The organism is Roseibium sp. AWQ4_254 (genome assembly GCF_056161025.1).
In genome coordinates this window covers 1-15,617 of record NZ_JBSWYH010000057.1, presented here as the reverse complement: position 1 = coordinate 15,617, position 15,617 = coordinate 1, and the positions used below count along the sequence as shown (strand labels likewise).

15 protein-coding genes and 1 pseudogene are annotated in these 15,617 nt (G+C 59.5%); 12 read left to right on the top strand and 4 right to left on the bottom strand.

Going from position 1 to position 15,617, the window contains the following annotated elements; translation table 11 throughout:
* Positions 1-292: 292 nt before the first annotated feature.
* On the bottom strand, positions 293-625 hold the full coding sequence (locus ACXAIC_RS24195) for an NIPSNAP family protein (RefSeq protein ID WP_475186872.1): 333 nt from the start codon (positions 623-625) through the stop codon (positions 293-295).
* 275 nt (positions 626-900) lie between these two features.
* On the opposite strand from ACXAIC_RS24195, the gene ACXAIC_RS24190 reads away from it, so the two are divergent.
* The 3 genes from ACXAIC_RS24190 to recR all read left to right on the top strand — a co-directional run bounded on the left by ACXAIC_RS24190 (position 901) and on the right by recR (position 3,948).
* A complete protein-coding gene (locus tag ACXAIC_RS24190; protein ID WP_475186870.1) occupies positions 901-2,892 on the top strand; it encodes a DNA polymerase III subunit gamma/tau in 1,992 nt (663 codons plus the stop codon).
* A 104-nt stretch (positions 2,893-2,996) separates the two neighbouring features.
* Complete coding sequence (locus ACXAIC_RS24185; RefSeq protein WP_475186869.1) at positions 2,997-3,317, top strand: YbaB/EbfC family nucleoid-associated protein; 321 nt, start codon at positions 2,997-2,999, stop codon at positions 3,315-3,317.
* 25 nt (positions 3,318-3,342) lie between these two features.
* A complete protein-coding gene (recR, locus tag ACXAIC_RS24180) occupies positions 3,343-3,948 on the top strand; it encodes a recombination mediator RecR (RefSeq protein ID WP_475186873.1) in 606 nt (201 codons plus the stop codon).
* A gap of 15 nt (positions 3,949-3,963) precedes the next feature.
* Here recR and ACXAIC_RS24175 read toward each other — a convergent pair whose 3' ends face one another.
* On the bottom strand, positions 3,964-5,037 hold the full coding sequence (locus ACXAIC_RS24175; RefSeq protein ID WP_475186866.1) for a sulfotransferase family protein: 1,074 nt from the start codon (positions 5,035-5,037) through the stop codon (positions 3,964-3,966).
* Between the two features lie 611 nt (positions 5,038-5,648).
* A complete protein-coding gene (locus tag ACXAIC_RS24170) occupies positions 5,649-6,383 on the bottom strand; it encodes a class I SAM-dependent methyltransferase (protein ID WP_475186863.1) in 735 nt (244 codons plus the stop codon).
* 188 nt (positions 6,384-6,571) lie between these two features.
* On the opposite strand from ACXAIC_RS24170, the gene ACXAIC_RS24165 reads away from it, so the two are divergent.
* The 9 genes from ACXAIC_RS24165 to ACXAIC_RS24125 all read left to right on the top strand — a co-directional run bounded on the left by ACXAIC_RS24165 (position 6,572) and on the right by ACXAIC_RS24125 (position 13,896).
* On the top strand, positions 6,572-7,282 hold the full coding sequence (locus ACXAIC_RS24165) for a sulfate transporter family protein (protein ID WP_475186860.1): 711 nt from the start codon (positions 6,572-6,574) through the stop codon (positions 7,280-7,282).
* A gap of 108 nt (positions 7,283-7,390) precedes the next feature.
* Positions 7,391-8,326 carry a glutaminase gene (locus tag ACXAIC_RS24160; RefSeq protein ID WP_475186859.1) on the top strand — a complete coding sequence of 312 codons (936 nt, stop codon included), beginning with the start codon at positions 7,391-7,393 and terminating at the stop codon, positions 8,324-8,326.
* Positions 8,327-8,576: 250 nt separating this feature from the next.
* Entirely contained in the window at positions 8,577-8,975 is a 399-nt protein-coding gene (gene sdhC, locus ACXAIC_RS24155) for a succinate dehydrogenase, cytochrome b556 subunit (protein WP_475186856.1), read from the top strand.
* Positions 8,976-8,985: 10 nt separating this feature from the next.
* Positions 8,986-9,369 (top strand): succinate dehydrogenase, hydrophobic membrane anchor protein, encoded by a 384-nt coding sequence (gene sdhD / locus ACXAIC_RS24150; RefSeq protein ID WP_475186854.1) that lies wholly within the window; start codon positions 8,986-8,988, stop codon positions 9,367-9,369.
* A gap of 5 nt (positions 9,370-9,374) precedes the next feature.
* Entirely contained in the window at positions 9,375-11,201 is a 1,827-nt protein-coding gene (gene sdhA / locus ACXAIC_RS24145) for a succinate dehydrogenase flavoprotein subunit (protein WP_475186853.1), read from the top strand.
* 21 nt (positions 11,202-11,222) lie between these two features.
* Positions 11,223-12,059, top strand: coding sequence for an FkbM family methyltransferase (locus ACXAIC_RS24140; RefSeq protein WP_475186851.1), 837 nt, complete (start codon positions 11,223-11,225; stop codon positions 12,057-12,059).
* A 69-nt stretch (positions 12,060-12,128) separates the two neighbouring features.
* Positions 12,129-12,911 (top strand): succinate dehydrogenase iron-sulfur subunit, encoded by a 783-nt coding sequence (locus ACXAIC_RS24135; RefSeq protein ID WP_475186848.1) that lies wholly within the window; start codon positions 12,129-12,131, stop codon positions 12,909-12,911.
* A gap of 11 nt (positions 12,912-12,922) precedes the next feature.
* Positions 12,923-13,468: an RHS repeat-associated core domain-containing protein gene (locus tag ACXAIC_RS24130; RefSeq protein ID WP_475186845.1), complete on the top strand. Its 546-nt coding sequence runs from the start codon at positions 12,923-12,925 to the stop codon at positions 13,466-13,468.
* A complete protein-coding gene (locus ACXAIC_RS24125; RefSeq protein ID WP_475186841.1) occupies positions 13,465-13,896 on the top strand; it encodes a hypothetical protein in 432 nt (143 codons plus the stop codon). The genes ACXAIC_RS24130 and ACXAIC_RS24125 overlap by 4 nt, the downstream gene beginning before the upstream one ends.
* Before the next feature lie 287 nt (positions 13,897-14,183).
* On the opposite strand, the pseudogene ACXAIC_RS24120 reads toward ACXAIC_RS24125, so the two are convergent.
* Positions 14,184-15,373 (bottom strand): annotated as a pseudogene (locus ACXAIC_RS24120) (IS3 family transposase).
* Between the last annotated feature and the right edge of the window lie 244 nt (positions 15,374-15,617).

Below are 15,617 nucleotides of genomic sequence, written 5' to 3'. Positions count from 1 at the left end.
GAAGAACCGCTTGCGCGCAGATCTCCCGCTTCTCCTCATCAGACCAAATCCGCCGTTTCCTTCGATTACTCATTAAGGGCCCTTAAGTGTCTATTTAGATAAGTGGACACTTAAGGCACCAAACGGCAACACGTTAGGTCGGGTTCAACGGACGCACACATTTGAGGTGGGGGCTGGTGAGTTGGGGGGGCAGCTCGCAGAGCATGTGTTTGCTTTTTTGGGGCTGCTGGCCGGTCTGACTGCGCCGTCCTGTGCGGAGGCGGGCCGAGCGCTCTGGACAAAGGGCTTTGACCTAAAGAGACGTGCTGCCGCCAAAGCTTTCGAACCCGGCGGTGGTTTCCACGAGGTCCGCTTCATAGGTCTTGATCATCGGCATCGCCACCGGCTCGATCTGCCTGTTCCAGACAGGGCCGCTGTAAAACCCCTCCTTGATCCTGTCGCGCTCTTCCAAAGAGGGAAAGGCGCGCATCCAGTGAACCTTGTCCGGGTGCTCAAGGTCGCGCAGGGGGCCAAACACCTGCATGCCCGCGTCGCGCAAGGCCGGGCGGTTTTCCCGTTCGAAAAAGGCAATGAAGTCTTCCCGGCGTCCGGGCATGAGCGTGTAGTGGCGAATCTCGATAATCATGGTGCACGTAAACCCGGCCTGGCGTCAGAAGATGGTCTGCCAGATGAAGCGGACATTGGCAGACATATTGGCAAACATCATCTGTGCGGTGCGGGCGGGTGTGTTGCAAGCCCGCTCTGCTGCCGAAGGAAACCGCCTGAAAAGATGGCCCGAACGCAGCGGTGCCAGCCGCTATCCCGGCCGCTGTTCCGGGCACGGGGCGCCCGGCGCAGTTCTCACAGAAAAACTTTCAAAAGCCCGTCCCCATTTGCGAAAAAAACGCTATGGTGCCGCTCATGGATGAGACAGGTTTTCCGCAAGCTGGCGCGCCCGCGCCAATAACCGCCCCGGCGCAGGAAAGCGGCGCTGCTGGCGCTGGCAGCCCCAGAGCCGAAGCTGGGGGGCAGGAGGGCGCCTATCGGGTGCTGGCGCGCAAATACCGGCCCCGGACTTTCGAGGATCTGGTCGGGCAGGAGCCGATGGTGCAAACGCTGGAAAACGCGTTTGAAACCGGCCGGATTGCCCAGGCCTGGATGCTGACCGGCGTGCGCGGGGTGGGCAAGACCACCACGGCCCGGATTCTGGCCCGCGGCCTCAATTACGAGGTTCCCGGTGAAGCCGACCGGCCGACGGTCAAGCTTGCCGGTGAAGGCAGCCATTGCAAGGCGATCATGGAAGGCCGCCATGTGGATGTGATCGAGATGGATGCGGCCTCCCATACCGGGATCAATGACATTCGCGAGATCATTGATGCGGCCCGTTACCGCCCTGCAACGGCGCGCTACAAGGTCTACATCATCGACGAAGTGCACATGCTCTCCAACGCGGCCTTCAACGGCTTGCTGAAGACGCTGGAAGAGCCGCCGGAACATGTGAAATTCATCTTCGCGACCACGGAAATCCGCAAGGTTCCGATCACGGTCCTGTCCCGCTGCCAGCGCTTTGATTTGAGGCGGATCGAGCAGGGCAAGCTGATCGGTCTGCTGCGCCGGATTTCCGATGCGGAGAATATCCAGATTTCCGACGAGGCTTTGCTGCTGATCGCGCGCGCGGGGGAAGGCTCTGCACGTGATTCCCTGTCTTTGCTGGATCAGGCCATGGCCCATGGCACCGGGGCGATCGAGGCCGATGATCTGCGCCAGATGCTGGGTCTTGCCGACCGGGCCCGGGTGATCGACCTGTTCGGGCACCTGATGGCCGGGCGCATTGAAGAGGCGCTGGGCGAATTGCAGGCCCAGTATGAAGTCGGCGCCGATCCGGCGATCGTTCTAACGGATCTGGCCGATTTCACCCACCTTGTCACCCGGATGAAGGTGGCGCCTAAGGCGGCGGACGAAGCCTCCGTGACCGAGGCGGAACGCGCCCGGGGGCGGGATTTTGCCGAAACAGTTTCAATCCGTCTCCTGTCCAGGGCCTGGCAGATTCTTCTCAAAGGCGTTCAGGAGGTGCAGGCGGCCGCCAAGCCCCTGGCCGCTGCGGACATGGTTCTGGTGCGGCTGGCCTATGCGGCCGATCTGCCCGATCCGGGCGAGCTGATGGCCCAGATCGGCAAGGGGCAGGTCCCCGCCATGGGCGGGCCGTCCGGCGCTGGCGTGGGGCCTTCGGGAACGGGTCCCACCGGGGCGGCCCCGTCCGGGGGCGGCGCCCAGGCCATGGCTGTCGGCATGCCGGCCCCGCATCAGGGGCATGAGACCGGCGGCGGTCCGGTCCTGCAGCAGGGCGGGCATCAGACGGGCCGCCCGCACTTGGCCGCCATTCAGGGGGGGCTTCCGGCACAGCAGCCTGCCGCGCAAGAGCGTGCGCAGCCCGTGCCGGCGCCAGTGGCCCCGCAGCAGCCCGCCTTTGGCCTGAAAACCCTTTATGATTGCGCTGCGCTGGCGTCCGAAAAGCGCGACATTCCGATGAAGGTCGCCATTCAGCGTCAGATGCGGCTCGTCAAGTTCGAGCCGGGCAAGATCGAAATTCAGCCGACCGAAGACGCTCCGGCCGATATTGCCGGGGAGTTTGGCCGCAAGCTGACGGACTGGACCGGACAGCGCTGGTTTGTGGTGGTCTCGCGCGAGCATGGCCGCCCGACCATTCACGAAGAACAGGAAGCCAACCAGCAGCAGCTTCTGTCCGACGCCAAGTCCCATCCGACAGTGGCGGCGCTCCTGTCCCAGTTTCCGGGCGCCAAGGTGGTCGATGTCAAGGTGCAGGTCAGCGAAGATGATGATGCCGCGCTTGCCGATCCGCTTGTCAACGATCCCCTGCTGAACGAGGCGCTGGGCGAAGACGAAGACGATTGAATTCTGGCAGACGGGTTCCTATCAGGCGGGATTGGTATTAAAGCCTGACGCCAAAGGATTGGATGGCGCCGCAAAGCGCGCAAGATTTTTCAAGGAGAGATCCCATGGACTTCCTCAAGATGATGAAGCAGGCCAAACAGATGCAGGAACAGATGGGGTCCCTGCAGGAGCAAATCGTCGATATTGAAGCGCAAGGGGTGGCCGGAGCCGGTCTGGTGACGGTGACCCTCAACGGCAAGAGCGATTTGAAGGCCGTGAAGATCGACCCGTCTCTGTTGAAGGAAGAGGAGGGCGAAATCCTGGAAGATCTGATCATGGCCGCCCATACGGATGCGCGGGTCAAGATCGAGCAGGCCATTCAGGAAAAGACCCAGGAGCTGATGGGCGGGCTCGGCCTGCCGGCCGGTATGAATCTGCCATTCTAAACCGGGTGGTAAGCGGGCCGTCATGGTGCAAAAGAGTGTTGCAGGACCGGAAATTGAGCGGCTGATCCAGCTTCTGGCAAAACTGCCGGGGCTTGGTCCGCGCTCGGCCCGCCGGGCGGCCTTGCATCTCATCAAGAAGAAAGACCAGCTGCTGGTGCCGCTTGCCGAGGCCATGGGCGTTGCGGTCTCTGAAATCGGCATCTGTTCGACCTGCGGCACCGTCGACACGTCCGATCCGTGCACGATCTGCGCCGATCCGAAACGCGACGGCTCCGTGCTTGTTGTGGTGGAAGGTGTGGCCGATTTGTGGGCTCTGGAGCGGGCCGGGGCGGTCAAGGGACGCTATCATGTGCTGGGCGGCACCCTGTCGCCGCTGGATGGCATCGGCCCGGAAGATCTCAACCTGGCCACCTTGATTGAGCGCTGCGCGTCAGGAACGTTCCAGGAAGTTATCCTGGCCATCAGCGCAACCGTGGAGGGGCAGACCACGGCGCACTACATCATGGACCAGTTGGCCCCCCTTGAGGTGAATGTGACCAAGCTCGCCCACGGGGTGCCGGTTGGGGGCGAGCTGGATTATCTCGACGAAGGCACACTCGCCCAGGCCTTGAAGGCCCGCACGCGGGTGTGACATCGTGGGGTCTGTTTAAGTCTCTGTGGCTTCAGAATAAAGTCTGGGTGACCTGTGAGAGGCAGACTTGCCGTCTGCCCGCAAAATCCCTGACATCCTGCTGGCCGCCAGCCGGAGACTGGCCTTGGCAAGATGGAAACTGACTGTCAGCTTTTCGGCGCGGGTCAGATTGTCTTTCCACTTGAACAGGCTGTTGGCATTGATCGCGCTGCCGCCGGTCCGGTTGGTGCGGGGCGATGCCGCATGGCCGAAATAGCTCGGCGTCAGCACCGTGTCCGTGACGCGAATCCCGAGAAACCCGCAGACCTTTTCCATGGTGCTGTGCGGTGACTGGACCAGATCCTCATAATCGATTGCCAGGATCCGGCTGTTCTGTGGAAGCTGCAGGGAATGGACGCGGTCGCGGGCATAGGATTTGCTGAGCCCCTTGAAGACAGCCCGGTCGGATGCCAGCCGGATCTCGGGATGTCCCTTGCGCTTTTCGTGCTGGATATGGCTCCACAGGCGGGCCGGAGCCTCACGCCGCAAGAAGACGATCTTGCCCTTGGGCCAGGTGTGCAAAAACCAGTCGAGCGCACCGGGGCGGAACTGTCCCAAAGGGTCCTTGAACACCGGATGCGAGCCAGTCTCAAGCTCCGGCCGGGTGGCGGCGAGGGCGGTCCGAAGCGCGGCAAATGCGGCAGTCACACAGTCTTTTTCGCAGTGGGCGGGGAGGCTCTGCAGGTGACTGGCCAGAGCCTGATAATAGGCTTTGAAAAAGCCTTTTACCGGGAATTGTGTGTGAGAGAGTTCCGGAATGGCCTTCTGGCTGGCGAGCTGGTCCAGCTGGGCGTGCAGGGCGTCGAAATCCAGGCCGTGGTCTCCTGATCCAGCCCGTTCAAACGCATCGGACCAGCTGAGGCGGTGAAGATCGTTGCGGGCGCTGAAGAGCAGATATTTCTGCATCTGCGCAATCGACGCGAAGTGTTTGCGGGTGAACAGGTGATAAAAGAATGGCTCAACCGGATAGGTGAGGCAGTCAGGATGGCCGTCCAGAAGGGAAAGAAGCATCGTCGTTCCGGAATGGGTGTGGCCTGTCAACCAAATCATGTAGGCGGTCTTCTCAATTAGAGATGAGTATCTTTAAGTGTTTAATTTCTTAAACACCGAACCGCCCTTGCGTTTGTAAATAATAATAAATATTGTATTTGTAAAATAGAATTATCATTCCAATTTATTCGATTTGTTTCTCTGGTTTGAGCATGCTGATTTGTGTTTTTCCCACGAAGTAAAAGGCCGTTGTGAGACTTCTAGGGGAGATTGATCGGGTGTGTCTTGGCGCAGGCTCTCATCGCGCCTGTCAGGGTTATACCAACCTGAATAGATAGAAACCGATCTGATGGCGCTGGTCCGGATTGGCCGGCAAGGCGCGTTGCGCAGGACGGCCTTTATGGCCGTTCAAGCGGCGCAACGCAGTCCGGCGGGCCGGAGCAGGCCACCGAGGCCGTGTTTGAGGACTGTTCAGCTGCGTCCCAGGTTTTGAACGATAAACCATATCGCCCTGCAACCGGCTCCTTGCCGAACAGTCCCCAAACACGGTCAGATCGGTTCCTATCTAGTGAGGTTGGTATAAACCGTGAGGCCGCGTCTGGTGGGTGGGCTTCACCCCGAAGGGGGCTGTGCAGGTGCAGGGATTTGACCTAACAGGCGCTCGCCTAAAATTACCGCTCAAACCGGAAGGCGGAACAAAACAGGTCTCCGGGAAACCGGAACACTTCCTCTGCGCTTGAGAACCCGGCGTCTTTCCCGATGGCGATCCAGTTTTCCGGGGATTCGGGAATGTCATGAGTGCTGACATGACGCCACAGATGCGCATATTCGGTCTTTGTCAGGGATTGAAACCGGTGGGGCAGGGTTTGTTCCCAGCGGGAGACGAAGTCCGTTCTGGTCTCGCCTGCTGCACAGACCGGTTCGGCGCACACAAACAGCCCGCCCGGTTTCAGCGCCTGCCGGATGAGGTGCAGCATGGTCTTCTTTTGCGGTGTTGCCAGATGGTGGATCGAGAACCCGCACCAGACCAGATCCGCGTTGGCCTGTCTTTGTGCCACCGCCTGAACCATGTCCTCTTGGCGCAGGTCCACCTGAAAAGGCGCGTCCCGGAGCCGGTTGTCGGCAAGGCGCAAGGCAGGGCCGGACAGATCAATGCCGGTATAGTGCCGGACCTGGCTTCCCTTCAGAACAGTTTCTGCCAGGCTGGCGTCGCCGCAGGCAATGTCCAGAAAGGCAAAGGGCCGGTTGAATCGCTCTTTTATCTCCCGGCGCAGGAGGGCGGCCAGTTCCCGGTGATGCATCTCGTTGGCGTGCACCATCTTCTGATAGATCTGCCACTCGAATTGAAACAGGTCCGCTGAACCGGGTGCCAAAGCTGCGGATGGCTCTTCAGAAAGGTGGGGCATGGCAGCTCCGGTGCGTGAAAATCGGGTCCTGAAATCAAGGTAGACCATGGCTCTGGAATATCAATCCCTGATTGCTTCAAGGCCGTTTCGCAGCTTTTGGAGTGTCGGGGCGGATGGGAAGGAGGCCTTGCGTCCGCTGGCCGCCGCCCCTATGTCGTTGCGGTCGACAACCAGCCCCAGAAGGTTCCATGTTCCAAGCTGCCGCCCGCGCCATGTCCCAGGTGTTCGAACAGCCCTTTCGCGCCATTTTCTGGAAAATGCTCGGGTTCACGCTGGCAATCCTTCTGGTGATCTGGATCGCCCTGCAGGGTCTGGTCGGCCACTTTCTGGGGGTTGCGGCCACCGAATGGGGGGATGGCAGTGCCTGGATCACCTGGATGGAATGGTCCATTTCGATCCTGACCGGCATAGGTGCGGTGTTTGTACTTGGATTTCTGATCGCGCCGATTTCCGCCCTGCTGGCCGGGCTCTTTCAGGATGACATCGCGGATATTGTGGAAGCGCGGGACTATCCGGGCGACCGCCCAGGCAAGGCGCTCCCGCTTTCGCAAGCCATCGCCCAGACGGTGAAATTCACCGGGGTTGTTGTGGCAGGGAATCTCTTTGCGCTCCTGCTCCTTCTGGTGCCGGGGGTCAATCTGATCGCGTTTTTTGTGGTGAACGGGTATCTGCTCGGACGGGAATTCTTTGAATTCGCCGCCATGCGGTTCATGCCGCCAGACGATGCCAAGGCCCTGCGCCGGGCGCGCGGGGGCACCGTGTTTCTCGGCGGTCTGGTGATTGCGGGACTTCTGGCCGTGCCGGTGCTCAATCTGGTGACGCCGATCTTCGCCACCATCTTCATGATGCATATGTTCAAGCGCCTGTCGGCACGGCGCAGCGACAGGCAGCCGGCCTGACGGCACGTGCCGGGGCCCACCACCGCACCAAAGCCTCTTGCATCCCCGGGCCGGGTCTGACGAACTGGGGCAAGGGCCCTTGGAGGGGGCGGCCAACCGGAGGACAGGATGCAGGCGCTTTTGACCGAAATTGCCGATGCGGCGGCCAGAAATCCGGAAAAAGGCAAGGTGGCCGACTATATTCCCGAATTGGCCAGGATCGACCCGGATCAGTTCGGCATTGCGGTTGCACTTGCCAATGGCCGGGTGTTCACCGCCGGAAGCGCTGAGACGCCGTTTTCGATCCAGTCGGTTTCCAAAGTGTTCGCGCTGGCTCTTGCCCTTGGCCGGGTCGGAGATCAGATGTGGTCGCGGGTGGGCCGGGAACCGTCCGGTCTGGCCTTTGATTCCATTCTCCTTCTGGAGCGCGAAGAGGGTATTCCGCGCAATCCCTTCATCAATGCCGGAGCTCTGGTGACGACCGACACCTATCTGGCCGGGTCCAGCCCGCGCGAGGCTTTGGGGGAATTGCTGCGCTTCATCCGCGCAGCGGCAGACGATGACAGCATTCATATCAACAACAAGGTCGCCCAGTCCGAGCTGTCAACAGCGCACAGGAATTTCTCCCTGGCCCATTATCTGGCCTCCCATGGCAACATGCGGGCCTCTGTCGACAAGGTTCTGGGCACCTATTGCCACCAATGCGCGGTCGAGATGTCCTGCCGCCAATTGGCCCTGGCCGGACGGTTTCTGGTCGATGCTCCGGCCATGCCCGCGCTCGTTTCCCCTGAGCGCCGCCGCCGGATCAATGCGCTGATGATGACCTGCGGCCATTATGACGGCTCCGGGGACTTTGCGTTCCGCGTCGGCATGCCCGGGAAAAGCGGTGTTGGCGGCGGCATTCTGGTGATCTCGCCGGGCCGGGCGGCGGTTGCGGTCTGGTCGCCGGGGCTGAACCGTTACGGCAATTCCAGACTCGGTACCGAAGCGATGGAAACCTTCGCCCACCGCACCGGCTGGTCCGTTTTCGGTCTGCCGCATTCGGCGGTGCCGGTTGACGTTTAGGGAAAGATGCGGATGTGCACAGGTGGATTTTACAATTGTTTCACGTCATTACATGATTTTAATCGTTTAAGACATGATTTCCTGCATTTTAGCCCTATAGGATATTTTGACCTTTGGGAGCGTTGGCGCTAGAAAGCTCCTACACAACGCCTTGATTTGCTTACGTTTGCGTAAACGTAAGGTGAGGCAAAGGGGTCGGAAACGTGTCGTTGGCCCTTTTTGTTTCAGCGTCGTACGGGAGAGGAATTCCATGTCGAACGCCGATATGCGCGGCAACCGCCCGCTGTCGCCCCATCTTCAGATTTATAAACCCATTCTGACGATGGTCATGTCCATTCTGCACCGGATTACGGGGGCGGCCCTGTATTTCGGAACCGTGCTGCTGGCCTGGTGGCTCATCGCCGCTGCAGCAGGCCCGGCCTATTTTGATTTCGTCAACGCCATATACGGTTCGATCCCGGGGCAGCTGATCCTGTTCGGCTTCACCTGGGCGCTGGTGCACCACATGCTTGGCGGCCTGCGCCACTTCATCTGGGACATGGGTGCCGGCTTTGGCAAGGACGCCCGCGAATGGCTGGCCAAGGCCACCATCATCGGATCTGTCAGTCTGACCGTGATCCTGTGGGTCATCGGCTATCTGGTTCGCTAAGGAGAGTGTCATGACGGATCTGCGCACCCCTTTGAACAAGGTTCGCGGCCTTGGCTCGGCCAAGGAAGGGACCGACCATTTCTGGAAACAGCGTGTCACAGCGGTGGCCAACGTCTTCCTGATTTCCTTCTTCGTGATTCTGGTGATCGCGCTGCAGGGCTCCAGCCATGGCGAAGTCGTCGAGGCGCTTCGCAACCCGCTGGTGTCGATCATCCTGCTGCTGGTGATCCTGTCCGGCGTCTATCACATGAAACTCGGCATGCAGGTCATCATCGAGGATTATATCCAAGGTGAGGGCATCAAGTTTCTGACGCTGATGGCGAACACCTTTTTCTGCGCCCTTATCGGCTTCGGCTGCATTTTCGCAGTGCTCAAGATTGGCTTTGGAGGCTAACCCGTATGGCCAAGACATATGAATTTATCGACCACACCTACGACGTGGTCGTTGTCGGTGCGGGCGGTGCGGGCCTGCGCGCGACGCTCGGCATGGCCGAGCAGGGCCTCAGAACGGCCTGTATCACCAAGGTCTTCCCGACCCGCTCCCACACGGTGGCGGCCCAGGGCGGTATCGCTGCGTCGTTGAAAAACATGACGCCGGACTGCTGGGAATGGCACATGTATGACACGGTCAAGGGCTCCGACTGGCTGGGGGATACGGATGCGATGGAATATCTCGCCCGCGAAGCCCCAAAGGCCGTCTATGAGCTGGAGCATTATGGTGTTCCGTTCTCCCGGACCGAAGAAGGCAAGATCTACCAGCGTCCCTTTGGCGGCCACATGCAGAATTACGGCGAAGGCCCCCCTGTGCAGCGCACCTGCGCGGCTGCGGACCGGACCGGCCACGCCATCCTGCACACGCTCTACGGCCAGTCCCTGCGCCACAATGCGGAATTCTATATCGAGTATTTCGCCCTCGACCTGATCATGTCCGAGGATGGTGTTTGCCAGGGCGTGATTGCCTGGAACCTTGATGACGGCACCATCCACCGCTTTGCAGCCAAGATGGTGGTGCTGGCCACCGGCGGCTATGGGCGGGCCTATTTTTCGGCAACCTCTGCCCATACCTGTACCGGGGATGGCGGCGGCATGGTGGCCCGTGCGGGCCTGCCGCTGCAGGACATGGAATTCGTCCAGTTCCACCCGACCGGCATTTACGGCTCAGGCTGCCTGATCACTGAAGGCGCGCGCGGAGAGGGCGGCTATCTTGTCAACTCCGAAGGCGAGCGCTTCATGGAGCGGTACGCACCCTCGGCCAAGGACCTTGCCTCCCGCGACGTGGTCTCGCGCTGCATGACCATGGAAATCCGCGAAGGCCGGGGCGTCGGCAAGAATGGCGACCATATCTTCCTGCATCTGGACCACCTCGATCCGGCCCTTCTGGCCGAGCGCCTGCCGGGCATTTCTGAAAGCGCGCGCATCTTTGCGGGTGTGGATGTGACCAAGGACCCGATCCCGGTCCTGCCGACCGTTCACTACAATATGGGCGGCATTCCGACCAACTACTGGGGCGAAGTGCTGAACGCGGACGCGAGCAATCCGGATCGGATCCAGCCCGGCCTGATGGCCGTTGGCGAGGCCGGCTGCGCCTCCGTTCACGGCGCCAACCGTCTCGGCTCCAACTCGCTGATCGATCTGGTCGTGTTCGGCCGGGCCGCTGCGATCAAGGCGGGCGAAGTGGTGGATCCCAAAGAAGCCACCCCGGCCCCTAGCGAAGCGTCCTGCGAGAAGATCATGGACCGGTTCGACACCCTGCGCCATGCGGATGGCAGCGTGCCGACAGCGGACCTGCGCGACAAGATGCAGCGTGCCATGCAGGAAGACGCGGCCGTCTTCCGCACTCAGGAAAGCCTGGAAGCGGGCTGCAAACGCCTGTCTGGCATCTGGGGCGACCTGAAGGATCTGAAAGTCTCCGACCGCTCGCTGATCTGGAATTCCGATCTGGTGGAAACGCTGGAACTGGAAAACCTGATGGCCAACGCGATCACCACGGTCTACGGCGCCGAAGCGCGCAAGGAAAGCCGTGGCGCCCATGCCCGCGAGGACTACAAGGACGGCCCGTTTTCGGGTCGGGACGACGAGAACTGGCGCAAGCACACGCTGGCCTGGGTCAACGAAGCCGGTGACGTCAAGCTCGACTACCGCCCTGTGGTGCTCGATCCGCTGACCACGTTCGAGGAAGGTGGCATCGACCCGAAAAAGATCGCGCCGAAGGCGCGCGTCTACTAAGGGGCGGATCTGGTGAGGGAGATGGCAGCACATCTGGACATACGCAGTCCGTTCGGCACGTATCCGGCCGAACGGCTGGTCCGTGCTGCCTGGCGTCTTGCGGATCGTCACGACCTGTCCAAGGGCCTGCGCAAGCGGATCCGGTCCTTTGTGGCGCGGGTCTTCAAGGGCCCTTACGACATGGAAGCCGATGGTCTGAAATTCCGCATCTATCCGGGCGAGAATTACGATGACCGCAAGATCCTCGCCAAGGGGCGCCTGCCCGAACGGGCCGAACACGCGCTTCTGGAGCCACATCTGAAAGACGGCACAGTGTTTGTGGATGTGGGGGCGAATATCGGCTCCTACGCCATTTTCGCCGCCCGGCGCGGTGCATCCGTACTGGCGATCGAGGCCAACCCGCAAACGGCGGAAAAGCTGAGCTTCAACATTGCGGCCAATGGATTTGAAACCGTGCGGGTGGAAAATTCCGCGGTCGGGCCGAAGGATGACACTTTGCCCCTGTGGCTGGAGCCGAGCAATTGCGGCTTTGCGACCTTCGTCAAGGATCTGACAACCGGCGAATGGGCGGGCGACTGGTCGCCGGCCTATGTCAAGATGCGGCCTTTGACCGCAATTGCCGATGAGTACAACCTTCCCAGAATTGATGTTCTGAAAGTGGATGTGGAAGGATTTGAGGACCGGGTGGTGCTGCCCTTCCTCAGGCACGCGGATGCTGGCGCATGGCCCCGCGTGATCCTTCTGGAAACAAATTGCCGGCCCTACTGGTCCGAGGATTGCCTGCCTGAACTGGCAAGACGCGGCTATGAAGTGACCGGCCGGACAAATGACAACATGGTTTTCGAACTCACAGCCTGAGCGGAAACCGACAGGCCCTGTTGCCACCAGGTGGCGCAAGACAGGGACCCAACGCGGAGCAGTAACGAGATGGTTCAGCTGACGCTTCCCCGGAACTCCACGGTGACGGAAGGCAAGGTTTGGGACAAGCCGGAAGGGGCGGCCAACCTGCGCGAATACCGGATCTACCGCTGGAACCCGGATGACGGCCGCAACCCGCGGGTCGACACCTATTTCATCGATGCCGATGATTGCGGCCCCATGGTTCTGGACGGCCTGATCTATATCAAGAACAAGATCGATCCGACCCTGACCTTCCGCCGGTCTTGCCGGGAAGGCATCTGCGGGTCCTGTGCCATGAACATTGACGGCACCAATACCCTGGCCTGCACCAAGGGCATGGACGAGATCGCTGGCGATGTCGTCAAGATCTATCCCCTGCCGCATATGGCCGTGGTCAAGGATCTGGTGCCGGATCTGACCCGCTTCTACGCCCAGCACCGCTCCATCGAGCCCTGGCTGAAGACGGTTTCGCCCGCACCGGAAAAGGAATGGCTCCAGTCCCATGAGGACCGGGTCAAGCTGGACGGGCTTTATGAGTGTATCCTGTGTGCCTGCTGCTCGACCTCCTGCCCGAGCTACTGGTGGAATGGCGACCGCTATCTCGGCCCGGCCATTCTGCTGCAGGCCTACCGCTGGCTGATCGACAGCCGTGATGAGGCCACGGGTGAGCGGCTGGACAATCTGGAAGACCCGTTCCGGCTCTACCGCTGCCACACCATCATGAACTGCTCCCAGGCCTGCCCGAAAGGGCTGAACCCGGCCAAGGCGATTGCCGAGATCAAAAAGATGATGGTCGAACGGCGCGTATAACGCCTGTCGCCATGCCTTATTCGAAAGGCCGCCTCTCGGGGCGGCCTTTTTTGTGTCGGCGTCCAGTGACTTGCCTTCGAAAGCGCTCTGATGCACAGGCAACATCGATTGGCCTTCCCCGGGAAAGCAAGGGCTGGATCGGGGAGTGGGACGATCCGGAGACCGGACTGACCTATCTCAACGCCCGCTACTATGATCCCGTCCTGGCGCGCTTCATCTCGCCGGACTGGTACCACCCGAAGTCAAGTGGTGTTGGTACCAACCGGTATGCCTATGCCCTCAACAACCCCGGAGGCCGGATCGGTCCAGGGAGCCGGGGGTACTCCGGCGGCTGGTTTGGAGGCGGAAACCGAGGTGCCCGAACGGACCCACTCGACGGAACCGATTCCGGCACTGAGGATGTAGAAGACAAAGAAAGGAAGGTTCTATCTGCTGGTCGAGGGGCAAAACAAGAGCAAGAGCGAAGGGGAAAAATCCGTAGTGGCCCCGGAAAATGGATTCGCGATTGGATGGAGGATATGGTTGACGATATTGGTAATGGTGGAGGTAGCTGGTGATTAGAAAAATCATCGAAAAGTGCGTTAAGTCATTGAAAGCAATTTACATTTTTCGTAAGCTTGCGCAAGCTGAAGAGCTCCTTGATGAAGGCTTATATTCAGAAGCGCTCAACACGCTAGACACTTTCAATCCTGGAGCATTTTCGATTGACGTTAGTCTCATGAGAGCTGAAGCCTTAATTGGACTCAAGAGAAAAAAAGAGGCCCTTAAGGAACTACGTCATACAAATGCACAAATTGCGGACCTTCCAAATACAGGACAAAAGAAAAAATACTTTAACTTATATAATCTTTGCCTGATTCAGCAGGCTGGTGGCGAGAAAATACCTGGAAATACACTCGTTAATCAATATAATTTAATAAACTTTGAAATAATACCTAATAGAATTAGGAGACAATTTCCAATAACGTTTAAAGATATCAATTAATACGTTTACTTAATTTTCTGAAAACTCAGTATTCAGTCGGCAGTTCGCCTTCGACGTGAGGGGTAAGTTAGGCTTTGATTGTGGAAAACTATGTCTCGTCTCTTCGGATTTTGAGGCAGTCCGTCCTCAAATGCTTGAGTCCATTTGTAGAAGTTGAGACTTGATCTGACAGGTGCCGCCTTTGAGGCTGTGTTTGTCAGATCAGGTTCGGTCTATTTTCTTTTCGATCCAAACCTGTTTTCCATCGACCAGGGTTTCCATGGGCGTTCTGACCTGCCACTGAACTTTCATCCAGCTGCGACTTGAGCCCTATTGGTGTTTACGCCATTCGGCGCAGGTTGAGCAATCGCCCGTCGCGCGGAGCTTTCAGATCGCGTAGCGGGTCGGGCGATTGCGGCGGTCAGGGTCTGGGCGTATTCGGTGGGGGTCTGATAGTCCAACGCCGAGTGTGGGCGTTCGGTGTTGTAGTCGGCAATCCAGGCAGTGATCACGACCCGCGCATGGGCCAAGTTGCGGAACATGGTCTCGTTGAGCAGTTCGTCACGCATGCGACCGTTGAAACTCTCAACGAAGCCATTCTGCATCGGTTTGCCCGGCGCGATGTAGTGCCACTCGATCCGGTGCTCCGAACACCACCGCAAGATGGCGTTCGAAGTCAGTTCCGTTCCAATGTCCGAGACAACCATTCCTGGCTTTCCGCTGCGTTCGATCAAGGCGGTGAGTTCACGCGCCACGCGCCGCCCTGAGATCGAGGTGTCCGGGATCGCAGCAAGGCATTCGCGGGTGACGTCGTCGACCACATTGAGCACCCGGAAACGTTGACCATTAGCCAACTGGTCATGAACGAAATCCAGTGACCAGCGTGCATTGGGTCGCGCCTCGACCAGAATTGGCGCCCGCGTCCCAACTGCCTTGCGTCGGGCCTTTCGCTTGCGCACGGTCAGGCCTTCTTCCCGGTAGAGCCGATAGATCCGGTTGATGCCGGACGGCTCCCCTTCGCGCCGCAATAGAACGAACAGGCGCCGATAGCCAAAGCGCCGTCGTTCATTGGCCAGTTCGCGCAGGCGGCCACGCAGCGCCGTGTCTGGTGCACGCTGCGCCTCGTAGCGGACCATTTTACGATCCGCCCCGGCAATCCGGCACGCCCGCCGTTCCGAGAGCCCGAGCAGGGACCCCAGGTGCGCGACCGCCTCGCGCTTCACGGCAGGCGTCACCACTTTTTTGAAACCAGCTCCTTCATGGCAGCCAGATCCAGCATTTGCTCGGCCAGAAGCTTCTTCAGCTTCGCGTTCTCATCTTCGAGCGCCTTCAGCCGTTTGGCTCATGACACTGTCATACCGCCAAACTTGGCTTTCCAGTTGTAGAAGGTGCCTTCAGACATGCCGTGTTTGCGGCACAGATCCGCGCACTTTGCGCCCGCATCATGCTCGGCAAGGATGCCGATGATCTGCTCGTCCGTGAATCTTGTTCGCTTCATTGTCCGTCCTCAAATTGGGTCGGACTCTAATCGACAGTGGAGGAAAAATCCCGTGGCAGGTCAAGGCCGTGACCAATGACACAGGTAAAGTAGTTACCGTTTACACAAAGTAGTAGGCGCAGAATGGATGAATTTGTAGCACGTCAAAAAAAATGTGAGCGTCCGTTGAACCCGACCTGCCGCTTTTCGATTTGGTGCGTTAAGTGTCCGCTTAATTAAATGGACATTTAAGGGCCCTTAATGA